Origin of the sequence: Yersinia sp. 2553 StPb PI, assembly GCF_052217105.1 — a bacterium.
GTDB lineage: Bacteria > Pseudomonadota > Gammaproteobacteria > Enterobacterales > Enterobacteriaceae > Yersinia > Yersinia enterocolitica_E.
In genome coordinates, this window is sequence record NZ_JAZGPX010000002.1 from 4635860 (window position 1) to 4662632 (window position 26773).

A 26773-nucleotide genomic window follows, 5' to 3' on the forward strand; every position below is an offset into this window, starting at 1 on the left:
GAGCGGGGTTGATATGAAATCAAGTCATGTAAAGTCACCATTGATTAATGCCCTGTTGCTTACTGGGATGGTCGGATTTGCTGCAATCCCTGTCTGGGGACAGGCGGCAGAGAATACGCCAGCGATAAAGGCATTGTTAGATCAGGCCACCTACTGGCATGAGAAAGCCCATAATGATCTGGCGACTAACGCGCTGCAAAAGATCCTGATGGTCGATCCTACCAACGTTGATGCTTTATATCTAATGTCCCTTTATGCCTCTGAAAAAGGGGATAAAGCCGAGTCGCTTGAATGGCGTAAAAAATTAAATGCGGCCTCCCCGGATGACCCACGTTTGCAGTCGTTAGATAATGCCAAAGTCATGCAGTCCATTTCGCCGAGCCAATTAGCGGCAGCGCGCCAGTTTGCCAGCCAGGGCAATATTCCCAAGGCGATTGAGAGTTATCAGAATTTATTTAACGGTAATAAACCGTTAGATAATTTAGCGGTAGAATATTATTTGACCATGGCGGGGGATGCGGCGACGTTACCAACAGCTATCGCCGAATTACAGCAACGTGTAGCACAGTCCCCAAATGATGTTGCAGCCCGCGTGGCGCTGGGTAAAGTGCTGACCTACCAACAGACAACCCGCCGTGATGGTATTGCCATGCTTAATAGTCTGGCGGCGACTAACCGCGAAGCTGATGCTGCTTTGCGCCAGGCACTGATGTGGATAACACCGCAACCGGCAGATGAAGGGCTTTATCAGGCCTATCAACAACGCCATCCCGATGATCAGGTTGTCGCCGATTACTATAAAAAGAATATCGGTGGAGCAGCAAAAGGCCAGGGTTACAGTGAACTTAATCGCGGTGATTTAACCAATGCGAAAAGCCAGTTTGAGTCAGTGCTGGCGATCAACCCTAACGATGGCGATGCATTAGCGGGTTTGGGATTTATCGCTTTGCGCAGTGGTGATTTCGCCAATGCAGAAAACTACCTGACTCAGGCGGCCAAACAAGGTGGGGCAAACAGCGCACAACTGGCGGCGCAAGCGCAAGATGCCCATTTCTACGGCGAGTTGGATAAAGCTAAAAAAGCCTTTGCCAGCGGGAATATTGACGGTGCGCTGGCATTGAGCGCCCCATTGGCACAGGCCACAGGGGACAAAGGCACTGCGGTGGCGCTGTTCCGGGCTGATTTGTTGCGGCGCAAAGGTGATTTGAGTGCTGCTGAACAGGCTTACCGCAATATCCTGGCGCAGCAACAGCAAAATAATGATGCGAAATTGGGGCTGTATTATGTATTGCGGCAGCAAAAGAATGATGCCGAGGCACAGCAAGTGCTACAAACCGTGCCAAACAATCTCAAACCCGCCGCCGCGCCCGCTGGGATCAATGTTGATCCGATTCGCCGTGAGGCTGCATTAGCGCTGCAACGTAATGATCCTACGGCGGCATTAAATCTGTTACAACAGGCGCTAACTAAGCAGCCATCGAATATCTGGGTTCGTCTGGATATGGCGAGAATACTGCAACAACAAGGAAATACAGCCCAGGCGCAAAGTCTGATGGCTGAAGCTTCGGCTCCCGGCGCACCGGCGGATAATCTATATGCTGCCGCTTTGTTTGCCGCTGAAAACAAAGATTGGGCAACCAGTAATGCTTTACTCAATCAGATCCCGCCAGCCCGCCAAACTAAAGAGGTCCGTGCGCTCGCTGACCGTGTGGAGTTCAATCAAAAAATAGCGACAGCAGAAACGGCTCTGGCAAAGGGTGATTCAGCCAGTGCTGCGGTAATATTGCGCGGACTGGCACAAAATCCGCCTACCGCCCCTGCCGATGTCGGTAATCTGGCTAAAGATTTGATGGCTGCCGGTGACAGCACCACGGCGGTTAGTTTAGTGCGTAAAAATATCAATAACGGCATTCATGGCAAGGCGGGCGATTATGCGGCACAAATCAGTGTCTTGACGCAATCTGGCCTGACGCAAGAAGCGGAAGCCTTATTGAGTAATCCCGCGATTCAAAGTGGCAGTTCGCCGATAGAGATCAGTCGATTACGACTAGGGACCACTATCAATCAGGCCGATGCATTGCGTGAGCAAGGCCAGTATGCTGCGGCGTATGACAAGTTGATTGTTGCGCTACAAAGTGATCCGCAAAATATTGACCTGATGCTGGCGATGGGGCGTCTTTACCAATCCGGTAAAATGAATGATGAAGCCGGTAAAGTTTATGCTTATTTATTAAAACGTGATCCTACTAATGAAGGGGCGCGGGTAGGGGCGGTAAACGTGGCACTGGCTAATGGTGATGTCCAGAGCGCCAGACAATTGATGTTGGGCATGCGCGGGCCAAGAACCCCTGAGCGCTTATTGCTTGCTGCCCGGGTCGCGGAAGCTGAAGGGGATCATGAGCAGGCTTTGGCTTTGTTACGTTCCGCCAAAGGTAAAATGATTGGGCTGGAAGGGGCAGACAGTGTTGGTGGCGCGAATATTGCTGGTTTACAACTTAGCGACAATCCGTTTATTAACCAGACCACCCGCACGCAGCCGCGGACCAATTCAAGCTATGGCGCGGTGTTGCCGTGGCAAAATGCGGGCACAGAAGGCGCTGCCATGGGGGGCGTCAATAATCTGGCACCTACCGCTAACGTTGCGCAAAACGGCACCCTGAAGCAAGTTGATCAGATGCTGGATACTTTACAGGATAAAACTGCCAGTTGGGCGCAGGCCAATATCAGTATTCGCAGTCGCGATGGTGAATCGGGCCTGAGTCAATTGACTGAAGCCAAAGCCCCGCTCACCTTTTCCGGTGTGCCTTTTGATACCTCCCGCCTGAGTTTTACCGTCACGCCGGTATCCCTCAATGCAGGTTCAACCTCAGGTACGGGCAGTAATCGTTTTGGTACCGGGGCATTGCAGCAGGGTTTGGAAGTTAAAAATGCGACAGAGACATCAGCACTTGCCGCAACTAACTCAGCGGCGGTATTAGCGGCGGCGACAACTGCTCAATTGCAGGCTCAGGCGGATAGAGAAAGTGCGTGTAATGGCGCAGGTGCTGGAACGCAAGGTTGTGTTGATGCCAGGGTAGTGGAAAATGATGCCAACAGTGCTAAACAACTGGCGGCTAATAATCTGGTCACAGCCCAAACCTTTAGTCCAAATGATTTCACCGCCGACTCCCCAGGCTCACAAAGTGAGTCAGGGGTAGAGCTGGCACTGGCCTTGGCGGGGGAAGATTATAAAGCCGACATTGGTACCACGCCGTTAGGGCAAGATATGAGTGCCCTTATTGGCGGCGTGCAATGGGCACCTAAGCTTGGCGAATTCGCTAAACTGGCGATGACAGTAGAACGTCGGCCAGTGACGGATAGCTTGCTTTCATACGTGGGTGCAACCGATAAGATCAGCGGATCGCGATGGGGGGCAGTCACTAAGAATGGGGGTGGCTTAAACCTGAGCTATGACGATGGCGATGCCGGCCTTTATGCAGGATTAAATTATTACAATTATATCGGTGATAATGTTCCGAGTAATGGTTCAATTAACTCTTCAGTCGGCGCGTATATTCGTCCTTACCGCTATGATGACCGTGAATTAAAAACGGGCATCAATATCAGTTATATGAATTTCTCTAAAAATCTCAGTTATTTCAGTTACGGTCAAGGGGGCTATTTCAGCCCGCAAGATTATGTCAGTGTCTCTTTCCCGGTTGAGTATAGCCAACGTTATGGTAACTGGAATTATAAATTGGGTGGGGCGGTAGGCTATCAATCCTATTCGCAGGATGAGAGTAAATATTTCCCGAATAATCCAGAGTTGCAGGCTCAACTGGAGCAATTGGTGCGCGATGGTTATAGCACTGAATCCCGTTATGCTGCGCAAAGTAAAAATGGCATCGGATATAACTTCAAGGCTGATGGCAGTTACAACTTACAGAAGAATATGCAGATCGGCGGACAGGTTGGCTATGATACTTTTGGCGACTACTCCGAAACTACCGCCTTGGTCTACTTCAGATATTTGTTGGATGGGAAATAATCATGCAAGAGAATAACTATCTTTCGGAACAACAGGATTATTACCGTCAGCAGCAGCATCAGCCGGGATGGCAAAATGTGGTGCAAGTGCTTTTTTCAGGTATTCAGGCTAATGCTGACAGTGCGGATGGCAGGGCTTTTATCCGCAACATGGGGACTCAACTGGCACAGCATAACCCCTTACCGATAAGTCAGACCGTGGGTGAGTTTGAAGATCAAATTAATCATCTATGGTCCAGATATCATTGGGGATTTTTGCGCATTACCGCGAATGAACAGGAAATGCAGTTAAGTCACTGTGCATGGCCGGACACGGACAATCTGACTGAACAGTCGCAGTGGAAAACTGCATTTGCAACATTTTTGGAAGGTATTTATAAGGAGTGGCTCAGGCAGCAGGGAGGGCAGTCAGAAGTGAATGTCCGTTGGCTGGATAATAAAACCGAAGGTCCATTAGTGTTCCGTTATAAAAACGGCATTTGAGGCATATTATGCTAATTATGAAGGTCATGCGTGTTGTTGTTACCGCCGGTGTGCTATTTGGCCTACTGTTTTCCACCGGGGTACAGGCTTATCAGCCCGGCTGGGAACAATTTAAAAGCCGGTTTCTTAAGCCCGATGGCCGAATTGTTGATACGGGTAACCATGATATCAGCCATACCGAAGGGCAAGGTTTTGGTATGCTACTTGCCGTATTCAATGATGACCGGCCTACCTTTGATTCATTATTGGGTTGGACTCAAAAGACATTATACAATGCAGATACCGGATTATTTTCATGGCGTTATGAGCCGAATGCTAAAGTAAAAGTTGCGGATAAAAATAATGCTACAGATGGCGATATATTGATTGCTTGGGCATTATTACTGGCTGGGGATAAATGGCACAATCGCGACTATACGAGTCAATCTAATCAGATACAGAATGCTATTATTAAGCACACGGTCATTAACTTTGCCGGTTATCATGTATTATTGCCAGGCTCTGCAAGTTTTAATCATACCAGTTATGTTGTGATCAACCCGTCTTATTACATATTTCCAGCCTGGAATGCATTCTACCAATACAGTCATTTGAAAATATGGAAAGACTTGAATGACGATGCTATCCAGCAGTTATCAGCGATGAAGCTTGGCAAAGTCAATTTGCCGACTGATTGGGTGTCATTGCAGTCGGATGGTAGTTTCGCACCAGCCAATGGTTGGCCTGCACGTTTTAGTTTTGATGCGGTGCGTATTCCATTATATCTCAGTTGGGGAGGACATAATGGCAGTACATTGGCGCCTTTTATTGGCTATTGGCAAGGTTTTTCGCGTTTAAAAACACCGGCATGGGTCAATGTTGTTACGGGGGCTACCGCGGAATATGCACTGACACCTGGGATGCTGGCGATACGGGATCTTACCTTAGGTGATGCTGCTCAATTAACGGCAGTATTACAACCAGAAGAAGACTATTACTCCTCTTGTTTACGCTTATTATCCTGGTGGGCGGCACAGCAGAAATGAGTAAAAAGCACGTTCTACTTGCAGGGCGTGCTTAGGTCGGTTCTTCACGGCAACATCCGCTTTATCATGTCAGGATCAGAGCATTGTCACGATTTCTGGTTGATTTTTTCCATTAAAATAAGTCGTTACGTAATAAATTTGTTCTATGATTGAGAACCGGCCCTCTAGTTATTGATGGAGGGAGAGTTCATATAAGGAGAACACAATGCCTCATATGCCTTTGATAGCGCTTCCCCACACTCATTCTGATTGTTGTCTTTGCCATAGTCCGGCGTTCGTTCGTATCAATACGGTGTTTGCTCAGAAAGCTGCTCATTCTGCCCCTATAACAGCGGCAACCGTTGCTGCGGCGATCCCAGGCGCGACTCAGCAAAGAAGAGATGTCGCGGCCAATACTGTGCGTGTGATGGCCTTTGTTAATATTCGCCTTTTTGATGGTGTTTCAGACCATTTGCGCGATGGATTGCAAGTATTAGTGGAAGGTAACAGGATCAAGTCGGTAGAGCCGGCTGATAAAGCATTGCCACCGGATGTGGAACGGATAGACGGTGGTGGCGGTGTATTGATGCCAGGGCTGATCGACGCACACTGGCACGCCATTATGGCTCGGCCATCAATGATGACGGCGATGACAGCAGATTTTAATTATATCCAGGCGCTGGCAATTGCAGAGGCGCAGGCGACTATAATGCGTGGTTTCACCACGGTGCGTGATATGGGCGGGCCGGTTTTTGGCTTGAAACGCGCCATTGATGAGCAGGTGACGGTCGGGCCACGCATCTATCCTTCCGGCGCATTTATCACTCAAACTGGTGGGCACGGCGATTTCCGTCTGATTGGTGAATTACCGCATACGCCATCAGACCCCTTGAGTTATGCCGAACGCGTAGGTATGACGGCGATTGCCGATGGTGCCGATCAGGTGTTACTGCGTGCCAGAGAACAATTGATGCGAGGCGCGTCGCAACTCAAATACATGGCAGGGGGTGGTGTAGCCTCTATGTATGACTCTATCAGTGTGACCGAGGGATCGGTACCAGAGATTCAAGCGGCAGTTACGGCGGCTGAGAATTGGGGTACCTATGTCACCGTCCATGCTTATACGGCACGGGCGGTCACCATGGCGATTAAAGGTGGGGTTAAATGTATCGAACACGGCCAGTTGGTGGATGAGGAGACCGTCCAGTTAATGGCAGAAAAAGGCATTTGGTGGAGCTTGCAACCCTTCCTTGATGACGAGGATGCGGTGCCAATGGCCAGTCCGGCATCACGTGCCAAGCAGCTTGAGATGGTTGCCGGTACTGATACGGCCTATAGGTTGGCGAAAAAATATAACATCAAGACAGCGTGGGGCACCGATACATTATTCGATGCCCGACTGGCAACCCGACAGGGTGCTCAATTGGCCAAGCTGACTCGCTGGTACTCACCGCTTGAAATTCTCAAGATGGCCACCAGCGTTAATGCTGAACTCTGTGCCTTCTCCGGTCCAAGAAACCCGTATCCCGGTAAGTTGGGTGTGGTAGAGAATGACGCACTGGCTGACTTGATTCTGGTTGATGGTGATCCACTGAGTGATATTCAACTCATTGCTCGGCCAGAGAAAGCATTCAGGCTCATTATGAAAGATGGGCAAATCTTCAAAAATACGTTGGGCAGCGATCTGTAGTGACTTTTTATGATCGAATAGCTGTTTTTCTGCCTGTTAACGCCACATTAACTGAGGCCGAATAATGAATGATATGACTTCCCTTAGGAAGCCAGAGTGGTTTTTTTTCAGGGGGTTAGCGAGTACCAACCTGAACTTATGGCGCGGGTCGTTAGTTCTGTTATCGGTTATTGCTCTGAGCGGCTGCACCGGCGTAGCGGCGCCTTCATTTTCATTGGTGGGCTCTTACTTTCCTTCCTGGATGGCGTGCGCTTTTATCGGAATAGTTGTGGCGGTGATGGCTCGCATTCTGTTTATTCGGATGGGTATTGATGAGGTGCTGCCATGGCGGCTGTTGGTGTATGTCTGCCTGGCGCTTGCTGTGGCATTTATCAGTTCCCTATTACTGTTTACACGATGAATGATGAATATGAATAAACTATCAGGGAGTGGGCGTAAGCGGCAACTGGCGCTTATCGTCGCCGGCGTTATCATCGTCGCGGCAGTGATATCAGGCTGGCTTTCCGTGCGGCAGACTACACTGAATCCATTATCTGAAGATGCAGAATTAGGGGCCAGTGTGGTGCATGTTGCCAGTTCGGTACCTGGCCGTATTATCTCGATTAATGTCGTGGAAAACAGCAAAGTTCGGCGGGGTGACCTGCTGTTTACCATCGAGCCGGATCTCTATCGGCTGCAAGTCGCACAGGCGCAAGCTGAATTGCAAATGGCAGAGGCTGCTCGCGATACCCAGCAACGGACGGTGGTCGCTGAACAATCCAATGCCGCGATTACCAATGAACAAATTGTACGGGCGCAAGCCAATCTCAAGTTAGCGACTCAGACATTGGCCCGGCTACAACCTCTGCTCCCTAAAGGTTATGTCACCGCCCAGCAGGTCGATGATGCGGCGACGGCGAAACACGACGCCGAGGTCAGCCTGAAACAGGCATTAAAACAGTCATTTGCTGCGGAGGCTTTAGTCAGCACGACTGCGGCCGCTGAAGCGTTGGTAGTCGCGCGGCGCGCGGCGCTGGCTATTGCTGAACGGGAGCTGGCGAATACACAAGTACGTGCCCCCCATGATGGTCGGGTGGTGGGGCTGACGGTCTCGGCCGGGGAGTTTATCGTCCCGGATCAGGCCATTTTTACCCTTATCAATACTGAACATTGGCATGCCTCGGCCTTTTTCCGTGAAACGGAATTGAAGCATATCAACGTGGGGGATTGCGCTACCGTGTATGTCATGGCGGACAGACAGCGTGCGATTCAGGGGCGAGTTGAGGGGATTGGTTGGGGTGTCAGCTCTGAGGATATGCTGAATATTCCACGTGGTCTGCCTTATGTCCCGAAATCATTAAATTGGGTACGTGTTGTTCAGCGTTTCCCAGTGAGAATCAGTCTGGAAAAACCGCCGGAGGACCTGATGCGAATCGGGGCGACTGCTGTGGTTGTTGTGCGCAATGACGACGGTTGCTGACGGTACGCTCGGTGGCATAATCCGTCAGGCAAAAGCGGATTTAGCCTATTTCCCTGGGCGAGTGGCGATGGCCTGGCGGGTTGCTGCACTCTGTGCATTGATGGCTATGGTTGCCATGGTGTATGGCATCCCGGAATCCGCGATCAGTTGCTATCTGATTATTTTCGTCATGAAACCGGATGGCGTAGAAAGCATGGTGATGGCGATTGCTATCACCATTCTGGTGTCGCTGGTGGTTGGTCTGGTGTTTCTGCTTATTCATTTCACGTTGGAAGCCGCGCCACTGCGCATGGCAGCCTTGATTGTCAGTTCATTTTTGTTTCTCTATCTTGGCTCAGCCAGTAAGCTCGGCCCTGTGGGGAGTATTATTGCGCTGGTTATTGCGTTTGTGATGACGCTGCTCAGTGATATACCCATGGGTGAGGTAGCAACGCGGGGGCTGTTGTATGCCTGGTTAATGGCGGTTTCCCCGATGTTGCTGATTATTGGCTTTAACCTTTTCTTTGGCCGGGCACCCCAGACGTTATTGCGGGCCAGTTTAGCCGAGCGACTTTTCACCGTAGCCGAGACATTGCGCCAACCCGATGCCACCAATATGGCTAAGCTAACTGAGCTACTACAGGAAGGGCAAAATGAGCATCAACAGCGGGCGCTTTTTGTACGTATCTTCCATCTACGCCCCTCGTCTGAAGCAGCCTGGTTGGAAAGTGCCGTAAAAAGCAGTTATCGCCTGCTATTGGCAACGTCAGCTTTATCTGCTGGCTCACCAGAGAATGAGCGTATTGAACTCGCGGGCTACTGTTGCGATGCGGCACAGGCGATAGCGGCGGGCAATCTTGCTGTTACCCCTCACTTTGCTATTGAGAATGCGGGTGATGAGATCAATGAAATCAGAAACGCACTGCTAGCACTGGCGAATGCGGATAATGGGCAAGATTTGGCTGCCCCGAAATCCTCATTCTTTGCCGCAGATGCACTGACCAATCCTGCTCATCAGCGTTTTGCGCTAAAGACCACTGCCGCCGCCCTAATTTGCTATCTGGTCTATACCGCATTGGATTGGCAGGATATCCATACTGCCATGATCACCTGCTATGTCGCGGCGTTAGGTACCACCGGTGAGACAGTGCATAAACTGGTACTGCGGATTATCGGGTGCTTGATCGGCGCGTTAATGGGGGTTCTGGCGATCATTTTCATTATTCCCTACCTGAGTGATATTGGTCAATTGATGGCGCTGGTGTTTGGCTGCATTCTATTGGCCGCTTGGGTTTCCTGTGGCAGCGAGCGTATCGCTTATGCCGGTGTGCAGGTTGGGCTGGCATTCCTGCTGACGGTGTTGCAAGGCTTCGGGCCAAGTACAGATCTGGGGGTGGCCCTCGATAGGGTGCTTGGGATCTTGCTGGGTAATCTGGTGGTGTATTTGATTTTTACCCGGTTGTGGCCGGTGGCTATTGTAGATGCGGTGCGCATACATATTAGTAACACGTTGACGGGACTGACAAATTTGGCAGCGCTGTCGCCTGATGCACGGCCTGCGGCACTAAGAGAAGCGACAACCATTGAGGCGGAGATTACCCAAGCGCGAGAAGAACTGGCACTGGTTCCCTTTGAGCCAGCACAATTACGCCCTTCACGAGAAGAGTGCGCACGCTTGTACGCGATACTGGCAGAAATGAGTAAATTGTGCCCAGTGCTGTTTCTACCGACTGAAAAGTCGGCGTCTGATGTGGAACAACTGCGTCAGCTCTCGCTTGTCGGTGACATTACCGCGCAACAAGGCGAGCACGTGCCAGAGAGAGAATCTTCATGGCAGGGGTTATCGCCAGTTGAACTGACTATTGGGCAACGTATAAAAAGACTCGGGGAACTTCTGGGAACTTGATGACATGACGACTCACGCGGTACTGATGGCCAGGATAGCCAAAATGGGCCTTATTTGCACGGCGGCTGGCTTATGCATATTGATTACGGGGTGTGCCACTGAGCGACTTGACCTCGCGCCAGCCTCCTATTCCGAACCTTGGGTCGCGGATGCCAATACGGGCAGTGCTGCGGGCGCGGGTAATTTCTCTGTGCCAGCTAATCCGCTGGTGGCAGAACTTCCTCAGCCACCGGCAATAAAGAGCGGACATCTTTACTCATTACCTGAGCTGATTGATATTGCCCAGAATCAGAATCCAGATACCCGCATTGCCTGGCAGCAAGCGCGACAGGCTGCATTGGCTGTCGGCATGGGGGAGGCGGTATTTTTACCGATCATTTCAGCCAGTGTTATTGGTGGCTACCAGAGTACCAGCACACCGTTACCTTACGCGATTGGCAGCCATAAGGATGTCAATACCTCTGGGAGCGCAGTTGTTCCGGCGCTGGCATTACAGTGGCTTATCTTTGATTTCGGGCAGCGTAGTGCATTACTTGACGCAGCTAAACAAACCTCTTATGCCGCCAATGTTAGCTTTAATGGGATGCATCAGAAGCTAATCTACGATGTCACACGGACTTATTTCCAATATGGTGCCGCGCAGACCCAGAGGCAGATAGCAGAGCAAACGCTGAAAAATAGCTTAAAGATTCAAGATGCTGCCGAACAACGTCAAAAAAATGGTATTGCCACCACCGTCGAAGTGGCGTTGGCGCGCCAACAGGTGGCACAGTCTGAACTGCGCCGCGTGATGACAAAAGGTACGGAACGTGATGCTTATCAGGCATTACTGGGGGCGATGGGGGTTTCTCCCTCATTAGATATCAACATCGCTTATGCCGAAGACCGCGCTTTGCCAGATGTTGCCAGCACGCCGACCGAAAATATGATTCGTCTGGCCCTTTCCCAGCGGCCTGATGTGTTAGCCAGCTATGCGGCGGTAGAAGCTGCCAAGGCAGGTATCAAAGCCACTGAGGCCGACTTTTTGCCAAAAGTCTATCTTGCCGGAGCAGTCGCAGGCGGTGATGGGCGCTTTGATATTCAGGGTCTACCTGGGATTAGCCAGCAGACTTCATCCTCTAGCATTTTGGTGGGGGTCAGTGTTCCTCTTTACGATGGCGGGATACGGGCGGCGCGGGTCAAAGAGGCGGAGTCTCGTGCGGCAGTTGCAGCGGAAGGATTTAAGAAAACTCAGGAGTTGGCGGTGCGTGAAATCGTGGTGGCGGCGGATACTTTGCACTCGGCACTTGAGTCTAATCAGGCGGCACTCAATCTGGTGAAAACGTCATTTATCACCTATGACGCTGCACTGGAATCTTATCGTAATGGTGTAGGTACCATCACGGTCGCTAACGAAGCGGCCAATGGCTTGTTGAATGCACAACAGATGAGTACCGATGCCCACGCCGCTTCGCTGGTCGCCGCTGCCAATCTGGCTTTTGTGATGGGTAAAATGACAAATACCTCACAACCTCTTGAGTTGCTTCATTAATCATAGAAATAAAGGGGCTTTCTTTTGGCGATAGGGGATGTCATTCAGGGGGTTGCACAAATTAACACAGGAGATGATAACCCATTAATGACATAGAGGTTTTTATCTATATTTTTTACACTGACAAAATACTGTACATCATCACGTGTTGTCTGAATGAATTTCGACCAGACATTATCTGGAACATCATCAATAGCTCTTATAATTTGAGTGGTGAAGTTGACTGTATAAACACCGTTATTATCCAAGGTGGTGTAGTTGAATGGCAGAGCGCGATTTAATATATATGATGATGTTTTATCCTGCGCCGTTCCGGTGAGTTTTATAAAACCATCACCATTGCGGGATAAAAAGATACTCATATCTGCCAGTAATGAAACAGAATCATAGGTATTAATGTTTTTTTCAGGTATAGCTCAGAATCGCACTGTAAAACAACTTTAGGCAATAGTTGATAGACCCAGAAAATGGCGACGGCAGCTAATATCGTCAGGTAAACCACGGTAAGGTAACCTTTTTTTCATCGTGCTTCTCCCGAGTTAATCCTGATCGTTCTGCAAGAAGGGTAATCACTGTCTTCTTTTTTTGCACAGATACCAATAAAGGTAAGTTGATTAAATTTATAATAATTACTTCCTTTTAGATAAAAAATCTCGTTATTATCATTTTTGCAGTCTATTTCATCTTAATGTAAATCGTTTTTAACGTGGTTGATTAGCTGCTCAGTGGCAGGATAGGTGGAGTTGTTCTTAACATACAACATGCATTTCCCAATTCTACCGGCAAGTACATGGCTTTTCTTATTAATGATGATCTCAGCGAGTTATAATAAATTTTGAATGTAGTTATAGTGAGCGCATATTTAAACTTTAAATAATTTATTGTCAATTTGTATTTTTAGGGAATGGCTGAGTGCGGTTTAAGTTTTTTTTGAATTCCGATATTAAAAAATGTACAAGCTACTATTGGCTATATTTTAAGATGTATAGCATCTTCCTTTATTTAATTTTTGGAGTAAAAAACTATATATCTGCTAATTTGTGGCGTATGTTGCCGCATTGTTGATCTTGAAATAGAATAAATGCTGTTTTTAGGGTGTTTGTTGTAGTTGTCATTAGGTGTGTTTAGGTGTCATCGATACGATTTAAATTTTTATGTTGAGAATTACCGAGATACCAGCAGATCTCCCAAGAGGGTTTATGAACAAATGCGTTATGGTGGTTATTCATAAAAAAATATCTTTTTCTCTTTAGCATTGCAATTTGAACTATCCAAGCATTTAGATAAGATAACTGAATTAATACTTAATGATTCATCTATTATTCTGGCTAAAAAAACACAAGTATTAAATCTGGTTTCAAAGCAGGATACACAACGCTATTGTGAACGCCATGTTTGGGATGCTCAGGGTAACAAAAACATACATTATTTATTGTGTTCTTGAATGATAGTCAGGGTTTAGCTGCCGACGGTAAATTACCTGATAATAACCCAGGCATTATATATGGTAATTATAGTAATAATATAATTGACGATATAATCCAGAGTACTATTGGTTTACTGGAGGGAAAAGAGTTACAAGCTGAAAGTAATGCAATGAGTTACCCGGCCAGTGAGAACGCACTCATGGGCAAGGAACGCACCGTTATGTGTTATTTAAAGTTAGGTATTAACCCAGTGACTATAGCCCAGATAATCAAGCTCAGCATCAAAACGGTTAATGCACATAATAACTCAATAATGAAAAAGATAAAAATGGAAAAAGAATACAATCGTATCGTTTTCATATTAATGAGGCGTGTTTGGCGTAATCTAGATGGTGCCAAAATCAAGAGAGTTTTTTTGTCGATAATTTGGGACTTGTCGCTACGATGGTACAGCTCTCTTTTAACCTTCGTTCTGAATCCACCCGGACCGTACAGCATTATGCTGACGAGGTAAATTGATGGTTATCGGAGTAGGGAGGGGCGGATTTTTCTGGCAAATGCCAGGTTTGGCTGTATTAAAAATGATCGCCCAGTGATGATTTTCATAGGATTAGTCTTGCTGAGGCGAGCTGATTAAGTGATCAATATCAACTTATTGACCTATGTAATTGATTTTATACATTTATCACCTAGCTATACACTTAGCGTGGCTGACGCTGGAGAGAGTCAACTCCGTACAACCGAAACCGGATTGTTCTCGGATATCATTTTTTACTTGTATTACCAACTGCGTTGATAATCGTATTTTTCGCTGCACAGCAGTTTCTCATCGGTATAAATCTGCCACATACCTCTATTTTCTGGTACTGCATGTATCATTCAATGAAATTATATATCGATAAGTTATTTTTACGTTATTAACAGTTAACTGATTCATTGTGATAACCGTTAGGTTCCTCTTTATCCCTCTTTGTTGTGAAATACTCTGGCGCCAGATCACACTCTTAAAAAAATAAAATGTAGGACCATTCCTACAATGCATTTCGTGCAGTCTTGGTTTAAATTTCATGATGATTTTTAACGTGCTAAGGCACAAGGATTTTTTCTTACCTAACAAGAAACTTCTTATTCTTCAATGTGATGTTGCATTTTTTCTGAAATGCTAATAGTTACATTTTGTAACATTTAACCCATTGGTGTTACCTGGCTAATGTTTTTACACTGCCGCCACTGGGTATTTAATCGATATACTTATGTGTGTGAAAAATACCTGTCAGATACTGTGTTATGCCATCCTGCGAATGCGAAGGTTATCTACGAACAATTATTTTCCTTAATTTCATTGCCACGGTTTATTGGTGAGCGATGGCTATTGTTCCAGGTGATGCCGATTATTTTTACGCATCTTTTCAGGGGTGGATTTCCTAAATTCCCGTCCTCTAACAAGGAAAGTCAATGGCCTCGTCAAGCTTCCAAAATGAGATACCCAAAGCGCGTATTAATATTAAATTAGACCTCCACACCGGCGGTGCCCAGAAGAAAGTCGAACTACCTTTAAAACTTCTGGTGATGGGCGATTACAGCAACGGTCAGGAACAGCGTCCGCTGTCCGAACGTGAAAAGCTTAATATCAATAAAAATAATTTCAACAGCGTGTTGGCCGAGTTCCAACCGAGCCTGAAATTAACGGTGCCTGATACTTTGGCAGGGGATAATACCGATACCGCCGTATCTCTGACCTTCAACGACATGAAAGATTTCGAGCCGGAAAGTGTCGCCCGTCAAATCCCACAACTGCGTGCCTTGCTGGCAATGCGCAATCTGCTGCGTGATCTCAAGTCCAATTTGCTGGACAACGCCACCTTCCGCCGTGAGCTGGAAAACATCCTCAAAGACGAAGCATTGAGTGATGAGCTGCGTGCTGAACTGGCGGCATTGGCCCCCAAAGACTGTTAATCGCCGGATTGGCTGCTTGTAGAAAGAAGAAAAGGAACATGCTGATGTCTGTACAGGAAAACAGTGCGCAGAGTACTGCGACGACCGTATTAGAGAAAAACCGTCCCGTAGCCCAGGGGGTTTATGCCTCTTTATTTGAAAAAATCAACCTGAGCCCAGTCTCCTCATTGACGGGTCTGGATGCTTTCCAGAACAACGATACCATGGCGGATGCCACTACTGATGAGCGTGTCACTGCCGCCGTCAGTGTCTTTTTAGACCTGCTGAAGCAGTCGTCGAAAAAAGTGGAAAAGCTGGATAAAACCCTGCTGGATGGCCACATTGCGGCGCTGGATGATCAAATCAGTCGCCAGTTGGATGCGGTGATGCATCACCCTGATTTCCAACGGGTGGAGTCGACCTGGCGTGGCGTGAAATCCCTTATCGATCAAACCGATTTCCGTCAAAACGTGCGTATCGAACTGCTGGATATCAGTAAAGATCATCTGGTGCAGGATTTTGAAGACGCCCCTGAAATCGTGCAAAGCGGTCTCTACACCCAGACTTACATTCAGGAATACGACACCCCCGGTGGCGAACCGATTGCCGCCGCTATCTCCAACTACGAGTTCGACCGTAGCCCGCAAGATATCGCGCTATTGCGCAATATCTCCAAGGTCGCCGCGGCAGCCCATATGCCGTTTATTGGCTCAGTGGGTCCAGAGTTCTTTGGTAAAGAGAACATGGAAGAAGTGGCCGCCATCAAAGATATCGGTAACTACTTTGACCGTGCCGAATACATCAAGTGGAAAGCCTTCCGCGACTCAGATGATTCCCGCTATATCGGCCTGACCATGCCGCGCGTGCTGGGGCGCTTACCTTACGGCCCGGACACGGTGCCGGTACGCAGCTTTAACTACGTAGAGCAGGTGAAAGGGCCGGACCATGACCGTTATCTGTGGACCAACGCCTCGTTTGCCTTTGCCGCCAATATGGTGAAAAGCTTCATCAAAAACGGCTGGTGTGTGCAGATCCGTGGCCCGCAGGCCGGTGGCGCGGTGACCAACCTGCCTATTCACCTGTACGATTTGGGTACCGGTAATCAGGTCAAAATCCCGTCAGAAGTGATGATCCCGGAAACGCGCGAATTTGAGTTTGCCAATCTGGGCTTTATTCCGCTGTCGTACTACAAAAACCGTGATTACTCGTGCTTCTTCTCGGCCAACTCTGCCCAGAAGCCTGCGCTGTATGACACCGCTGATGCCACTGCCAACAGCCGTATTAATGCCCGCTTGCCATACATCTTCTTGCTGTCACGCATTGCCCATTACCTGAAGCTTATTCAGCGCGAGAACATCGGCACCACCAAAGACCGCCGTCTGTTGGAGCTGGAGCTGAATAACTGGATCCGTGGGTTGGTGACGGAAATGACTGATCCGGGTGATGACTTGCAGGCTTCCCATCCGCTGCGTGATGCAAAAGTCACGGTGGAAGATATCGAAGACAACCCCGGTTTCTTCCGCGTGAAGCTGTATGCCGTGCCGCACTTCCAGGTTGAAGGTATGGACGTGAATCTGTCATTGGTTTCCCAGATGCCGAAGGCGAAAGCCTGATTGTCATCATTTTTCAAACTGCAGCATTGTTGGCTACGCCCATTCACCCCAGTCAATGACCGGGGTGAATGCCCTTGCCGTAATTTGAAATTTATCGGGCATGATTGTACGCAAGGAAGTACCCATGAAGATTGAACGTCCTCTGTGGACTCGCGGAGTTTTGATTTCCCCGCAGCAATTTCAACAACAGGCTTCTTGGGAGGCCTGGACCAATGAATGCATCGCACAAATGGGCGTCATGCATCCCTGGGGAGTCCTTCAGGCCACTTTTGCATTAGATGCATTGGCTCAGGGCCGCCTGAAAGCAGAACGTTTGCACCTTCGTTTTCAGGACGGTGTCCTGGTGGACACCGATTGTGCTGATGTGTTGCCCCCGACACTGACACTGGCCGCCAATCTGCCGCCGGAGGCCACCGAAGCCACGGTTATGCTGGCGATGCCACAACTGTATGCCAACGGGGGGAACTGTCTGCAACCCGATGAGCGGGGCGAACGGCCCGTGCGCCATCGTCAGGCCTGGCGCGATGTACAAAATCAGTATGGGGATGATAAAAAGCAGGTCGCGGTGATGTACCACCAACTGACCCTGCGGTTGGACAGTCAGGAAAACGGCGATTATCAGGTCTGCCCGGTGGCGCGTTTGCTGCGGGATGCGCAAGGTCGCTGGACACTGGACCCACGTTTTATCCCGCCTATGCTGAGCCTGCAGGCCAGTGCCTGGTGTGGCGAACAGTTGGAATTACTGATGGTGCAGCTTCGGGCGCGTTTACAGCGACTGATGGGCATGCGCCGGGAAAGCAATGCACGAATGGCCGATTTTGCTGTCGCGGATGTGTCGCTGTTCTGGCTGCTCAATGCCCTTAACAGCGCTGAACCGGTGCTGGGGAATTTTCAGCGTTATCCACAGATCCACCCAGAACGGCTGTATCAGGAACTGGCAAGACTGGCGGGCAGTTTGCTAACGTTTTCCCTTGAACACGAGGTGACAGCGATCCCAGCCTATCAGCATGAACACCTGACCCGCGTCTTTCCTCCCTTATTTGCTTTGCTGAATATTCTGCTGGAAGCCAGCCTCCCTTCTCGGGTGGTGGCGATTGAGCTGGAGCATGAACCGCGTATCAATCAGTGGCGAGCGACCCTGCGTGATCCTCGCTTGCGTGAGGGGGCCGATTTCTATCTGTCGGTACGTTCCACTCTGTCTTCAGCGCAGTTACAAACCCAGTTCCCGCAGTTGTGTAAAGCCGGAGCGCCGGATGATGTCGGTAATGTGGTGAATGTTGCACTGAGCGGGATCCCATTGCGTCCCCTGAGCCATGTCCCTGCCGCCATCCCCTTGCGCCTGGAAAATCAGTATTTCTCCCTTGATCTCAGCCACCCTGCTGCGAAGCAGATGATGGAGGCAGGGGCTTGTGTGTTCTATGTGCCTGGTACGCTGGGTGAGATCCAACTGGAATTGTTTGCGGTGTTGCGCGCATGAACCATCAAATAACTGAACACTCCCCTACGGGGAATATTGATGCATTACTACAGGATACCTGGCTGCAGGTGATCAGCCTGCGTCAGGGAATGGCCTGCTCCGAAGGTGAAGGGCAGGCATTTTGGCAACGCTGTGTTGCAGACATTGAACGTGTCCATCAGGCGCTGAAAGACGCCGGCCACAGCGAACAAAGTTGCCAGCACATCAGGTACGCACAATGTGCTCTGCTGGATGAAACTGTGAAAGGCCGCGGTGTACAGGATGATGCCTACTTTGTGTGGTGTCACTCGCCCTTGCAGGCGCATTTTTTCAACACTCTAGATGCCGGTAACCAGCTTTATGAGCAGATGCGCACCGTGTTGCGTGAGCCCGCACCAGATAGTGCAGTACTGACCTGTTTTCACCGGGTGTTGATGTTGGGGTTCCTCGGGGGATATCGCTCTATTGCGGTACCTGAACGGGAACAACTGGTCAGCCAACTGACCGCACGGGTACCGGCGTTCAGCTTTTCACCATCACGTGGGATCTTGGCAACTGCCTCATCCCGTAACCGTCTTGGGGTCTGGCTGCGTTACTGGCCAGTGCGACTGGGGTTGGCTGCGCTGATGGTCGCGCTGCTGTGGTGGGGTCTTGACCACTGGCTATCTGGTTTGTTACCGACATTGTTACCGGGGCCAATGTGATGAGTCCGCTGTGGCGATATGGGTTATGGCTATGGGCGGGTCTTCTGGCGGTCATATTGTGTCTGGCGTTCCTGCCTTTCTCTCTGTTAGTCGGCTGGCTTATGCTGTTGCTGGTTGCCCTTATTTGCTTGGTGGGAATAGGGCGGGCTAGACGTCAACCGAACATGGCATTCTCTGAACCGCTATTCTCCCTACCATCCGAAAATCCGCTTCCACCTGAAAACCACCGTTTACCGGTGGTGCTGGTCTGTGGTGATGGTCTGGCATCATTATTTGGCACCGAGAGGATGCTGCAGACTGCGCAAGGCTGCTGGCTGCGAGTGGATGAGATAAACAGCCTACAACTGTTTACCCGACAGCTTCTGTGGCAGCGGCCTGAATGGGCCTCTCAGTTGGCGGTGATGGTGGTGGTGAATCCACAGCAACGCAGCGATGAGCGCCTGCTGGCCACCGATCTGCAAGAGCTGCGCTGGCAACTGATGCAACTGCGTAGCGATAGCCGCCATCACATTCCCTTGCTGGTGAGTAGCACGGTGGCCACACTGATGGCCCATGATGCGGTTTGGTTGTCACAACAGCAAACTCCGCCGCTGACGCTCTGGTCAACCATCTCGACGCCGGGATCTCTGGCCGACTGGCAGCGCGCACAAAGCAATGTTGTACAGGCGGAACGACTGAAACAGACGGTGTTGTTCAGCTGCCATCATGACTGGCTGAAAGCACAAGTGCTCCCGGTGTTGCAGGCGCGCAATGAGGATGTGGCACCGGTCTCTGTACAGCAGATTATTCAGCAGCAGGTTGCTGGTCTGCCAGATATAGAGCAAAGCTCCCTCTGGCAACATTGGCTAACCGCCCATACCTCGCTGAGACAGGTGTCCGGTTGGCATCCACCGTCGACGGCTGCGCATGACGTCTTGCCTTTGCCAGATTTTGTCTTTTCAACACTTCCCCTCGGCAGTGGTGTGTCGTCACGTCGCCGGGTGCTGCGCCATGGCGTCACTTTACTGACCCTGGCGGCAATAGTGGCTTTGTACAGCAGTGCCTGGCAAAACCGACAATTGTTGCACCGTGTGAGTTTTGATATTCGCCATTACCACAGCATAGCCATGACGGATTATGGCCCAAAAGCAAAAGCTGTTGAGGTATTACGCCATGATGCTGCACAGCTCAATGAGTGGTTCCGTAATGGTGAACCACTGCGTATGGGATTGGGGCTGTATCAGGGGGAACGTCTGCACCAGCCTCTACTCGATGCTGTTCAAGCCTATATCCCACCGCCAGCGATAGAGGAAGTGGGTGTAGCAACAACGGTGCGCCTCGACGCGCTGTCGTTATTTGATACGGGCAAGTTCCAGCTCAAACCGGGCAGTACCAAAATGCTGGTCAACGCGCTTATCGACATTAAAGCCAAACCGGGCTGGCTGATAGTGGTTGCAGGGCATACCGATATTACGGGTGATGCCGACGCTAATCAGACGCTGTCACTTAAACGCGCAGAAGCACTGCGTGACTGGATGCTCTCAACCAGTGACGTCTCACCCACCTGCTTTGCGGTTCAGGGCTACGGGGCGACACGCCCGATTGCAACAAATGACACTGCGGAAGGCCGTGCGCTCAACCGTCGTGTCGATATTAGTTTGGTGCCGCAGGTTGATGCCTGCAAAGCACCAGCCCCCAAGACTCATCAAATGATTGATGAGTGATTAACCTAGAAATGGAGAAGTAACCCATGGCAATTCCAGTCTATCTGTGGCTGAAAGATGATGGCGGCGCGGACATTAAAGGTTCCGTAGATGTTAAAGATCGCGAAGGCAGTATTGAGATCGTGGCACAGGAACATAACCTGTATATCCCGACAGACAACAACACGGGCAAGCTGACCGGCACCCGTATCCATACCCCGTTCCTGTTCACCAAGGAAATCGATTCTTCCAGCCCGTACCTGTACAAAGCGGTAACCACCGGCCAGACCCTGAAATCCGCTGAGTTCAAATGGTATCGCATTAACGATGCGGGCCAGGAAGTGGAATATTTCAATACCAAGCTTGAGAACGTGAAACTGGTGAAAGTGGCACCGAAGATGCACGACATCAAGGATCCGGCCAAAGAGAAACACAATCACCTCGAAGCCATTGAGCTGCGTTACGAAAAAATCACCTGGACTTACAAAGACGGCAACATCATTCATTCCGATTCCTGGAACGAACGTACCACTGCGTAAGATCTTACAGCAGGCGGTTCGCCGTCTGCTTTTTGTGTTTTTAGCTCAGTATCGGGGTATCGGTATTCAGCCAAACGCACACACATTTTATCAGATGACCTTATGGGCCTTGGTTTATGGCTATGGGCGGTAGCGTGCCCGACGCCAGCTTCATCTGGCTATTTTACTTGCCATTTTGCACCTGGGCAGTGCTCGGGCCATCACGTACTGCGTGTACGCTCCGGGCCTTGCGCGCTGTCCGTGTTCAAACTGACGGCGACAATAACGCCAGTGAAACCGGCTAACGTATCAGGTTTCGCATACAAGGAAGAGAATTTATGACAACGCATTCAGCACACTTATTACGTCGGTTAAATCCCTATTGCGCGCAGGCACTGGCCGGTGCTGCAACCCTGTGTCAGACCCGTGCCCATGCCGAGATAACCGTTGAACATTGGTTGTTGAAACTGCTGGAACAGGGTGAAGGCGATATTACGGTGATTGCCCGTCGTTATGAGTGGGACATGGACAGCCTGTGGCAGGGGTTGCTGGCCCATCTGGATACTTTGCCGCGCACGGTGCAGGGCAAACCTCAGTTGTCAGCCGCGTTACAGCAACTGATCAAAAGTGCCTGGCTGGATGCCTCGTTGCAGGAAAATGCTGATGCGGTGCGTTCCGCCCATCTGTTATCTGCTCTGATAAATTCGCCATCATTATTGGCCGCCGATACCGCCTGGCCGTTGCTCAGCCTGAGCACCACCCAGTTACACCGCCTGTTACCTTTGCTGGACAGCCAATCCGACGAACGTCCCGAGGTTCAGCAGGCTGCGGCACTGGCAGACAGCCCGGTCAATCTGACCAATGAGGCAGCGACTACTACCTCTATCAGTGGCCAGCCGCAACTCAATGACGCCCTGCAAGCGGCGCTGGATAAATTTACCCTCGATGTTACTGCTAAAGCGAAAACCGGGCAGATTGACCCGATTTTTGGTCGCGACAGCGAGATCCGCCAGATGGTCGACATCCTGTCGCGCCGCCGTAAAAACAACCCGATTCTGGTCGGTGAACCGGGTGTGGGTAAAACCGCCTTGGTTGAAGGGCTGGCGCTGCGCATTGCCGAAGGTAACGTGCCGGATAGCCTGAAAACCGTCAGCCTGCGCACCCTGGACTTGGGCCTGTTGCAAGCCGGGGCTGGGGTCAAAGGTGAGTTCGAGCAGCGGCTGAAAAATGTTATCGAGGCGGTACAACAATCGCCAACACCGGTGTTGCTGTTTATCGACGAAGCCCACACCATCATCGGTGCCGGTAATCAGGCCGGTGGCGCAGATGCCGCCAACCTGCTGAAACCGGCACTGGCGCGTGGCGAGTTGCGCACCATCGCTGCCACCACCTGGTCGGAGTACAAACAGTATTTTGAGCGTGATGCCGCATTAGAACGCCGCTTCCAGATGGTGAAAGTTGACGAGCCGGACGACGCCAAAGCCAGCCTGATGCTGCGCGGCTTAAAGGGCCGCTACGCCCAGCACCACGGCGTGCATATTCTGGATTCTGCTATTACCGCTGCGGTTACCCTGTCGCGGCGCTTCCTGACCGGTCGCCAACTGCCGGATAAAGCGGTGGACCTGCTCGATACTGCCGGTGCCCGCGTGCGCATGAGCATCGACACGCTACCCGAAGCGCTGATGGAAATTAACGCCGAACTGGCTGCATTGGCGATGGAGCAACAGGCCATCGAACAGGATTTGCTCCTGCTGCCGAGTATCGGTTCAACCCGCTTATCTGAGATTGAGCAACGCCGCGCAGAACTGCTGGTTGGGCAGCAAACGCTTGAACAGCAATATGCAGCAGAGAAACGCCTCACCGCCCTGATTATCGACGCGCGTCAGGATATCGCCAACGCGGCACATCTGGCCAGGTTGCAGGAAGAGTTAAGTCAGATTCAGGGTAATGCGCCGCTGCTGTCGCTGGATGTTGATGTGCGCACGGTGGCAACGGTTATCGCCGATTGGACCGGCGTGCCGTTGAGCAGCCTGCTGAAAGACGAACAGACCGATTTATTGCAACTGGAAAACCACCTCGCGACCCGCGTGGTCGGTCAGGATGCGGCGCTGGTTGAGATGGCACAACGCCTGCGCGCCGCCAAAACCGGCCTGACGTCCGAAAATGGCCCGCTGGGGGTGTTCCTGCTGGTTGGCCCCAGTGGGGTGGGCAAAACCGAGACTGCGCTGGCACTGGCCGACACACTGTTCGGTGGCGAGAAATCGCTGATCACCATCAACATGTCTGAATATCAGGAGGCGCACACCGTTTCTCAGTTGAAAGGTTCGCCACCGGGCTATGTCGGTTACGGTCAGGGCGGCATTCTGACCGAGGCGGTGCGCAAGCGCCCGTACAGCGTGGTGCTGCTTGACGAAGTTGAGAAAGCGCACGCTGATGTCATTAACCTGTTCTATCAGGTATTTGACCGTGGCTTTATGCGCGACGGTGAAGGGCGCGAAATTGATTTTCGTAACACCGTGATCCTGATGACCGCCAATCTGGGCAGTGATCATCTGATGCAGTTACTGGATGAACAACCGGAAGCGACCCATAGCGATCTGCATGAACTGCTGCGCCCGATCCTACGTGACCACTTCCAGCCCGCCTTGCTGGCCCGCTTCCAGACCCTGATCTACCGCCCACTGGATGCCACCGCGTTGCGTACCATCGTCGAGATGAAACTGGCACAGGTCGCTAAACGCCTGAACAAACATTACGGCTTGCACTGCTCGATTGAAGAAAGCCTGTACGACACGCTAGTCGCCGCCTGCCTGCTGCCGGACACTGGCGCGCGCAACATCGATAGCCTGCTCAATCAGCAGATTTTACCGGTGCTGAGCCAACAACTGTTAAGCCGCATGAGTGAGCAACAGCGCACCACCTCGCTGACCTTGGGCTGGGATGAAGCCGACGGCATTACCCTTGAATTTGAAGGAGGCGAAAAATGAATACCTCTCTCCCTGCTATTCGGTTTGACCATAGCCACCACAAACTGGTGGTCCGCGACAGCACGGCCTCTGTTGATGTACTGGGCTTTGAAGGTCACGAAAGTTTAAGCCAGCCGTTCTGTTACGACATTCAATTCACCAGCGCAGACAAGGCGATTGACCCGGCCACGATGCTGATGCAGGACGCGTCACTGACATTGGCGGCCCCGGTGGCCGAAGCCTTTGGCGTGACGGTTCAGCAGACCCAGCGGGTGATCCACGGCGTGGTGACCGGATTTAAACGCCTGTCTGCTTCAAAAGATGAATGCCGTTACGAACTGAGTCTGCAACCGCGGTTGGCTTTGTTGTCGCGCAGCCATCAGAACGGGATTTATCAGGACATGTCGGTGCCGCAGATTGTGGAAAAAATTCTGCGTGAGCGCCATGACATGCGCGGTCAGGATTTTGTCTTCACGCTGGCCCGTGAATATCCGCGCCGCGAGCAGGTGATGCAATACGGCGAAGATGACCTGACCTTTATCAGCCGCCTGCTGGCGGAAGTGGGGATCTGGTTTCGTTTTACCGCTGACCCCAAGCTTAATATTGATGTGGTGGAGTTTTACGACGACCAACGTTTTTACCCGCCAGGGCTGACGCTACAAGCGGTGCCACCTTCGGGAATGCACGACAGCGGCGTGGAGTCGGTCTGGGACTTGTCCAGTGCTCATCAGGTGGTTGAAAAATCGGTCAGTACCGGCGATTACAACTACCGCACCGCCACTGCCGATATGACGGCCGGGGCCGATATCACTCGGGGTGATACCACCACCTACGGCGAAGCTTATCATTACGCCGATAACTACCTGACCGCAGGCAGCGAAGGGCGTGAGCCGGAAAGTGAAAGTGGGGCGTTTTATGCCCGCCTGCGCCATGAACGTTACCTGAACAATCAGGCGCGCTTTTCGGGGGTAGCCAATGCGGCGACACTGGGGCCGGGTCAGGAACTGAAAGTCACCGGAAACGATGTGCCGGCACAGTTTGGTAAAGGGGTGATAATCACCCGCATCACCAGCTATGCCCGCCGTGACCGCAGCTATGAAGTGCATTTTGAGGCCATCCCTTACTCCGAAGATTATTGCTTCCGTCCAGCACTTATCCGCAAGCCGACCATGGCCGGGACCTTGCCGGCGCGGGTGACCAGTACCACGGCGAACGACACTTATGGTCATATCGACAAAGACGGGCGCTACCGTGTCAACCTGATGTTCGACCGTGACAGTTGGGAGTCGGGTTACGAAAGCTTGTGGGTTCGTCAGGCTCGACCGTATGCGGGTGACACCTACGGTCTGCACCTGCCGCTGCTGGCGGGCACCGAAGTGGCGATTGCGTTTGAGGATGGCAACCCGGACCGGCCGTATATTGCCTCTGTGTTGCACGACTCGGCGCACGGCGACCATGTCACCATCAGCAATTACAAACGCAACGTACTGCGTACTCCGTCGAATAACAAACTGCGCCTTGAGGATGAACGGGGTAAAGAGCACATCAAGCTCAGCACCGAATACGGCGGCAAAAGCCAACTGAATCTGGGGCATTTGGTTGATAACGAGAAACAGCCACGGGGTGAAGGTTTTGAGCTGCGTACCGACAGTTTTGGTGCATTGCGTGCAGAAAAGGGCCTCTTTATCAGTGCCGACGGTCAGGCCAAAGCTCAGGGGCAGGTGCTGGAGATGGCGCAACCTATCAGTCTGATGAAAGGTGCACTAAACCAGATGACGGAATGGGGAAGCATTACTCAGACGCATCATAATTTCCCGCCAGAGAACAGCAGTTTGAAGCAGCTTTTGACTGACTCAACCCAGCTTAAAGGTCCTGTCTTGCTGATGAGTGCGCCACAAGGTATTGGCGCGGTTACGCCAGAAAGTCTGTTGCTGCAAAGTGGCAAAGCAATGTATCTGCAAAGTCAGGGGGAAATAAACCTGACCAGCTCTCAGCGATTTTCGGCAAATGCCTCCCAAGCGGTTTCTCTGCTTTCACAACAGGAAGGGATGCGGCTGGTCTCAGGCAAAGGGCCATTAGAAGTTGAGTCACACGGCGATGTACTTTCCCTGACAGCATTAAAAGATGTCACTGTCCAGTCAACTCAAGGGCATCTGCAATTGACCGCCAAGAACGGCATTACACTGGGGTGCGGTGGGGCATATATCCGTTTAACACCACAGGGTGAAATTGAAATCCACGGGCCAGGACTATTAAGCCTCAAAGGGATGCATAAAATGGAGTCCCCGGCGAGCCAGGATTTCCCATTGCCAGAATTACCCAATTCGGTGTGTAAAGAGTGCCTTAAAAAGGCACAGGCACTCGCGCAAGGCTTTGTGCCAAGGAGCGCATAAC

19 protein-coding genes are annotated in these 26773 nt (G+C 50.9%); 17 read left to right on the top strand and 2 right to left on the bottom strand.

Annotated elements, in window-relative coordinates; all coding sequences use genetic code 11:
• Positions 1 to 13 precede the first annotated feature (13 nt).
• The 8 genes from V2A84_RS22445 to V2A84_RS22480 all read left to right on the top strand — a co-directional run bounded on the left by V2A84_RS22445 (position 14) and on the right by V2A84_RS22480 (position 12078).
• Positions 14 to 4027, top strand: coding sequence for a cellulose biosynthesis protein BcsC (locus tag V2A84_RS22445; protein ID WP_227746582.1), 4014 nt, complete (start codon positions 14 to 16; stop codon positions 4025 to 4027).
• Between the two features lie 2 nt (positions 4028 to 4029).
• Complete coding sequence (gene bcsD / locus V2A84_RS22450) at positions 4030 to 4509, top strand: cellulose biosynthesis protein BcsD (protein ID WP_442849067.1); 480 nt, start codon at positions 4030 to 4032, stop codon at positions 4507 to 4509.
• Between the two features lie 8 nt (positions 4510 to 4517).
• Positions 4518 to 5534 (top strand): glycosyl hydrolase family 8, encoded by a 1017-nt coding sequence (locus V2A84_RS22455; protein ID WP_083162557.1) that lies wholly within the window; start codon positions 4518 to 4520, stop codon positions 5532 to 5534.
• A 205-nt stretch (positions 5535 to 5739) separates the two neighbouring features.
• Positions 5740 to 7203 carry a metal-dependent hydrolase family protein gene (locus tag V2A84_RS22460; protein ID WP_083162559.1) on the top strand — a complete coding sequence of 488 codons (1464 nt, stop codon included), beginning with the start codon at positions 5740 to 5742 and terminating at the stop codon, positions 7201 to 7203.
• A 64-nt stretch (positions 7204 to 7267) separates the two neighbouring features.
• On the top strand, positions 7268 to 7603 hold the full coding sequence (locus V2A84_RS22465) for a YtcA family lipoprotein (RefSeq protein ID WP_193784776.1): 336 nt from the start codon (positions 7268 to 7270) through the stop codon (positions 7601 to 7603).
• Positions 7604 to 7612: 9 nt separating this feature from the next.
• Positions 7613 to 8662: a multidrug transporter subunit MdtN gene (gene mdtN / locus V2A84_RS22470; protein WP_083164071.1), complete on the top strand. Its 1050-nt coding sequence runs from the start codon at positions 7613 to 7615 to the stop codon at positions 8660 to 8662.
• Positions 8646 to 10547, top strand: coding sequence for an FUSC family protein (locus tag V2A84_RS22475; RefSeq protein ID WP_193784777.1), 1902 nt, complete (start codon positions 8646 to 8648; stop codon positions 10545 to 10547). The genes mdtN and V2A84_RS22475 overlap by 17 nt, the downstream gene beginning before the upstream one ends.
• A gap of 4 nt (positions 10548 to 10551) precedes the next feature.
• Positions 10552 to 12078: a TolC family protein gene (locus V2A84_RS22480; RefSeq protein ID WP_083162561.1), complete on the top strand. Its 1527-nt coding sequence runs from the start codon at positions 10552 to 10554 to the stop codon at positions 12076 to 12078.
• Positions 12079 to 12122: 44 nt separating this feature from the next.
• Here the strand turns inward: V2A84_RS22480 and V2A84_RS22485 are convergent, their stop codons facing one another.
• Entirely contained in the window at positions 12123 to 12440 is a 318-nt protein-coding gene (locus tag V2A84_RS22485) for a FidL-like protein (RefSeq protein ID WP_083162563.1), read from the bottom strand.
• 1264 nt (positions 12441 to 13704) lie between these two features.
• On the opposite strand from V2A84_RS22485, the gene V2A84_RS22490 reads away from it, so the two are divergent.
• From V2A84_RS22490 to hcp, 7 genes are all read left to right on the top strand, one after another.
• The gene (locus V2A84_RS22490) at positions 13705 to 14019 is read left to right on the top strand and encodes a helix-turn-helix transcriptional regulator (RefSeq protein ID WP_442849145.1); all 315 of its coding nucleotides are present in this window, start codon (positions 13705 to 13707) and stop codon (positions 14017 to 14019) included.
• A 941-nt stretch (positions 14020 to 14960) separates the two neighbouring features.
• On the top strand, positions 14961 to 15461 hold the full coding sequence (tssB, locus tag V2A84_RS22495) for a type VI secretion system contractile sheath small subunit (protein ID WP_083162567.1): 501 nt from the start codon (positions 14961 to 14963) through the stop codon (positions 15459 to 15461).
• A 38-nt stretch (positions 15462 to 15499) separates the two neighbouring features.
• Positions 15500 to 17053, top strand: coding sequence for a type VI secretion system contractile sheath large subunit (tssC, locus tag V2A84_RS22500; protein ID WP_442849068.1), 1554 nt, complete (start codon positions 15500 to 15502; stop codon positions 17051 to 17053).
• Between the two features lie 124 nt (positions 17054 to 17177).
• Positions 17178 to 18530 (top strand): type VI secretion system baseplate subunit TssK, encoded by a 1353-nt coding sequence (gene tssK / locus V2A84_RS22505; protein WP_050292348.1) that lies wholly within the window; start codon positions 17178 to 17180, stop codon positions 18528 to 18530.
• Positions 18527 to 19213 (top strand): type VI secretion system protein TssL, short form, encoded by a 687-nt coding sequence (tssL, locus tag V2A84_RS22510; RefSeq protein WP_083162569.1) that lies wholly within the window; start codon positions 18527 to 18529, stop codon positions 19211 to 19213. The genes tssK and tssL overlap by 4 nt, the downstream gene beginning before the upstream one ends.
• The gene (locus tag V2A84_RS22515; protein ID WP_083162571.1) at positions 19213 to 20916 is read left to right on the top strand and encodes an OmpA family protein; all 1704 of its coding nucleotides are present in this window, start codon (positions 19213 to 19215) and stop codon (positions 20914 to 20916) included. Before tssL ends, V2A84_RS22515 begins: the two co-directional genes overlap by 1 nt.
• Positions 20917 to 20942: 26 nt before the next feature.
• The gene (gene hcp, locus V2A84_RS22520; protein WP_004711812.1) at positions 20943 to 21434 is read left to right on the top strand and encodes a type VI secretion system effector Hcp; all 492 of its coding nucleotides are present in this window, start codon (positions 20943 to 20945) and stop codon (positions 21432 to 21434) included.
• Positions 21435 to 21634: 200 nt separating this feature from the next.
• Here hcp and V2A84_RS22525 read toward each other — a convergent pair whose 3' ends face one another.
• Positions 21635 to 21763: a hypothetical protein gene (locus tag V2A84_RS22525; RefSeq protein WP_442849069.1), complete on the bottom strand. Its 129-nt coding sequence runs from the start codon at positions 21761 to 21763 to the stop codon at positions 21635 to 21637.
• On the opposite strand from V2A84_RS22525, the gene tssH reads away from it, so the two are divergent.
• A complete protein-coding gene (gene tssH, locus V2A84_RS22530) occupies positions 21752 to 24400 on the top strand; it encodes a type VI secretion system ATPase TssH (protein WP_442849070.1) in 2649 nt (882 codons plus the stop codon). The two genes, V2A84_RS22525 and tssH, sit on opposite strands and share 12 nt — an antisense overlap.
• The gene (gene vgrG, locus V2A84_RS22535; RefSeq protein WP_442849071.1) at positions 24397 to 26772 is read left to right on the top strand and encodes a type VI secretion system tip protein VgrG; all 2376 of its coding nucleotides are present in this window, start codon (positions 24397 to 24399) and stop codon (positions 26770 to 26772) included. The genes tssH and vgrG overlap by 4 nt, the downstream gene beginning before the upstream one ends.
• The last annotated feature ends 1 nt before the right edge of the window (position 26773 follow it).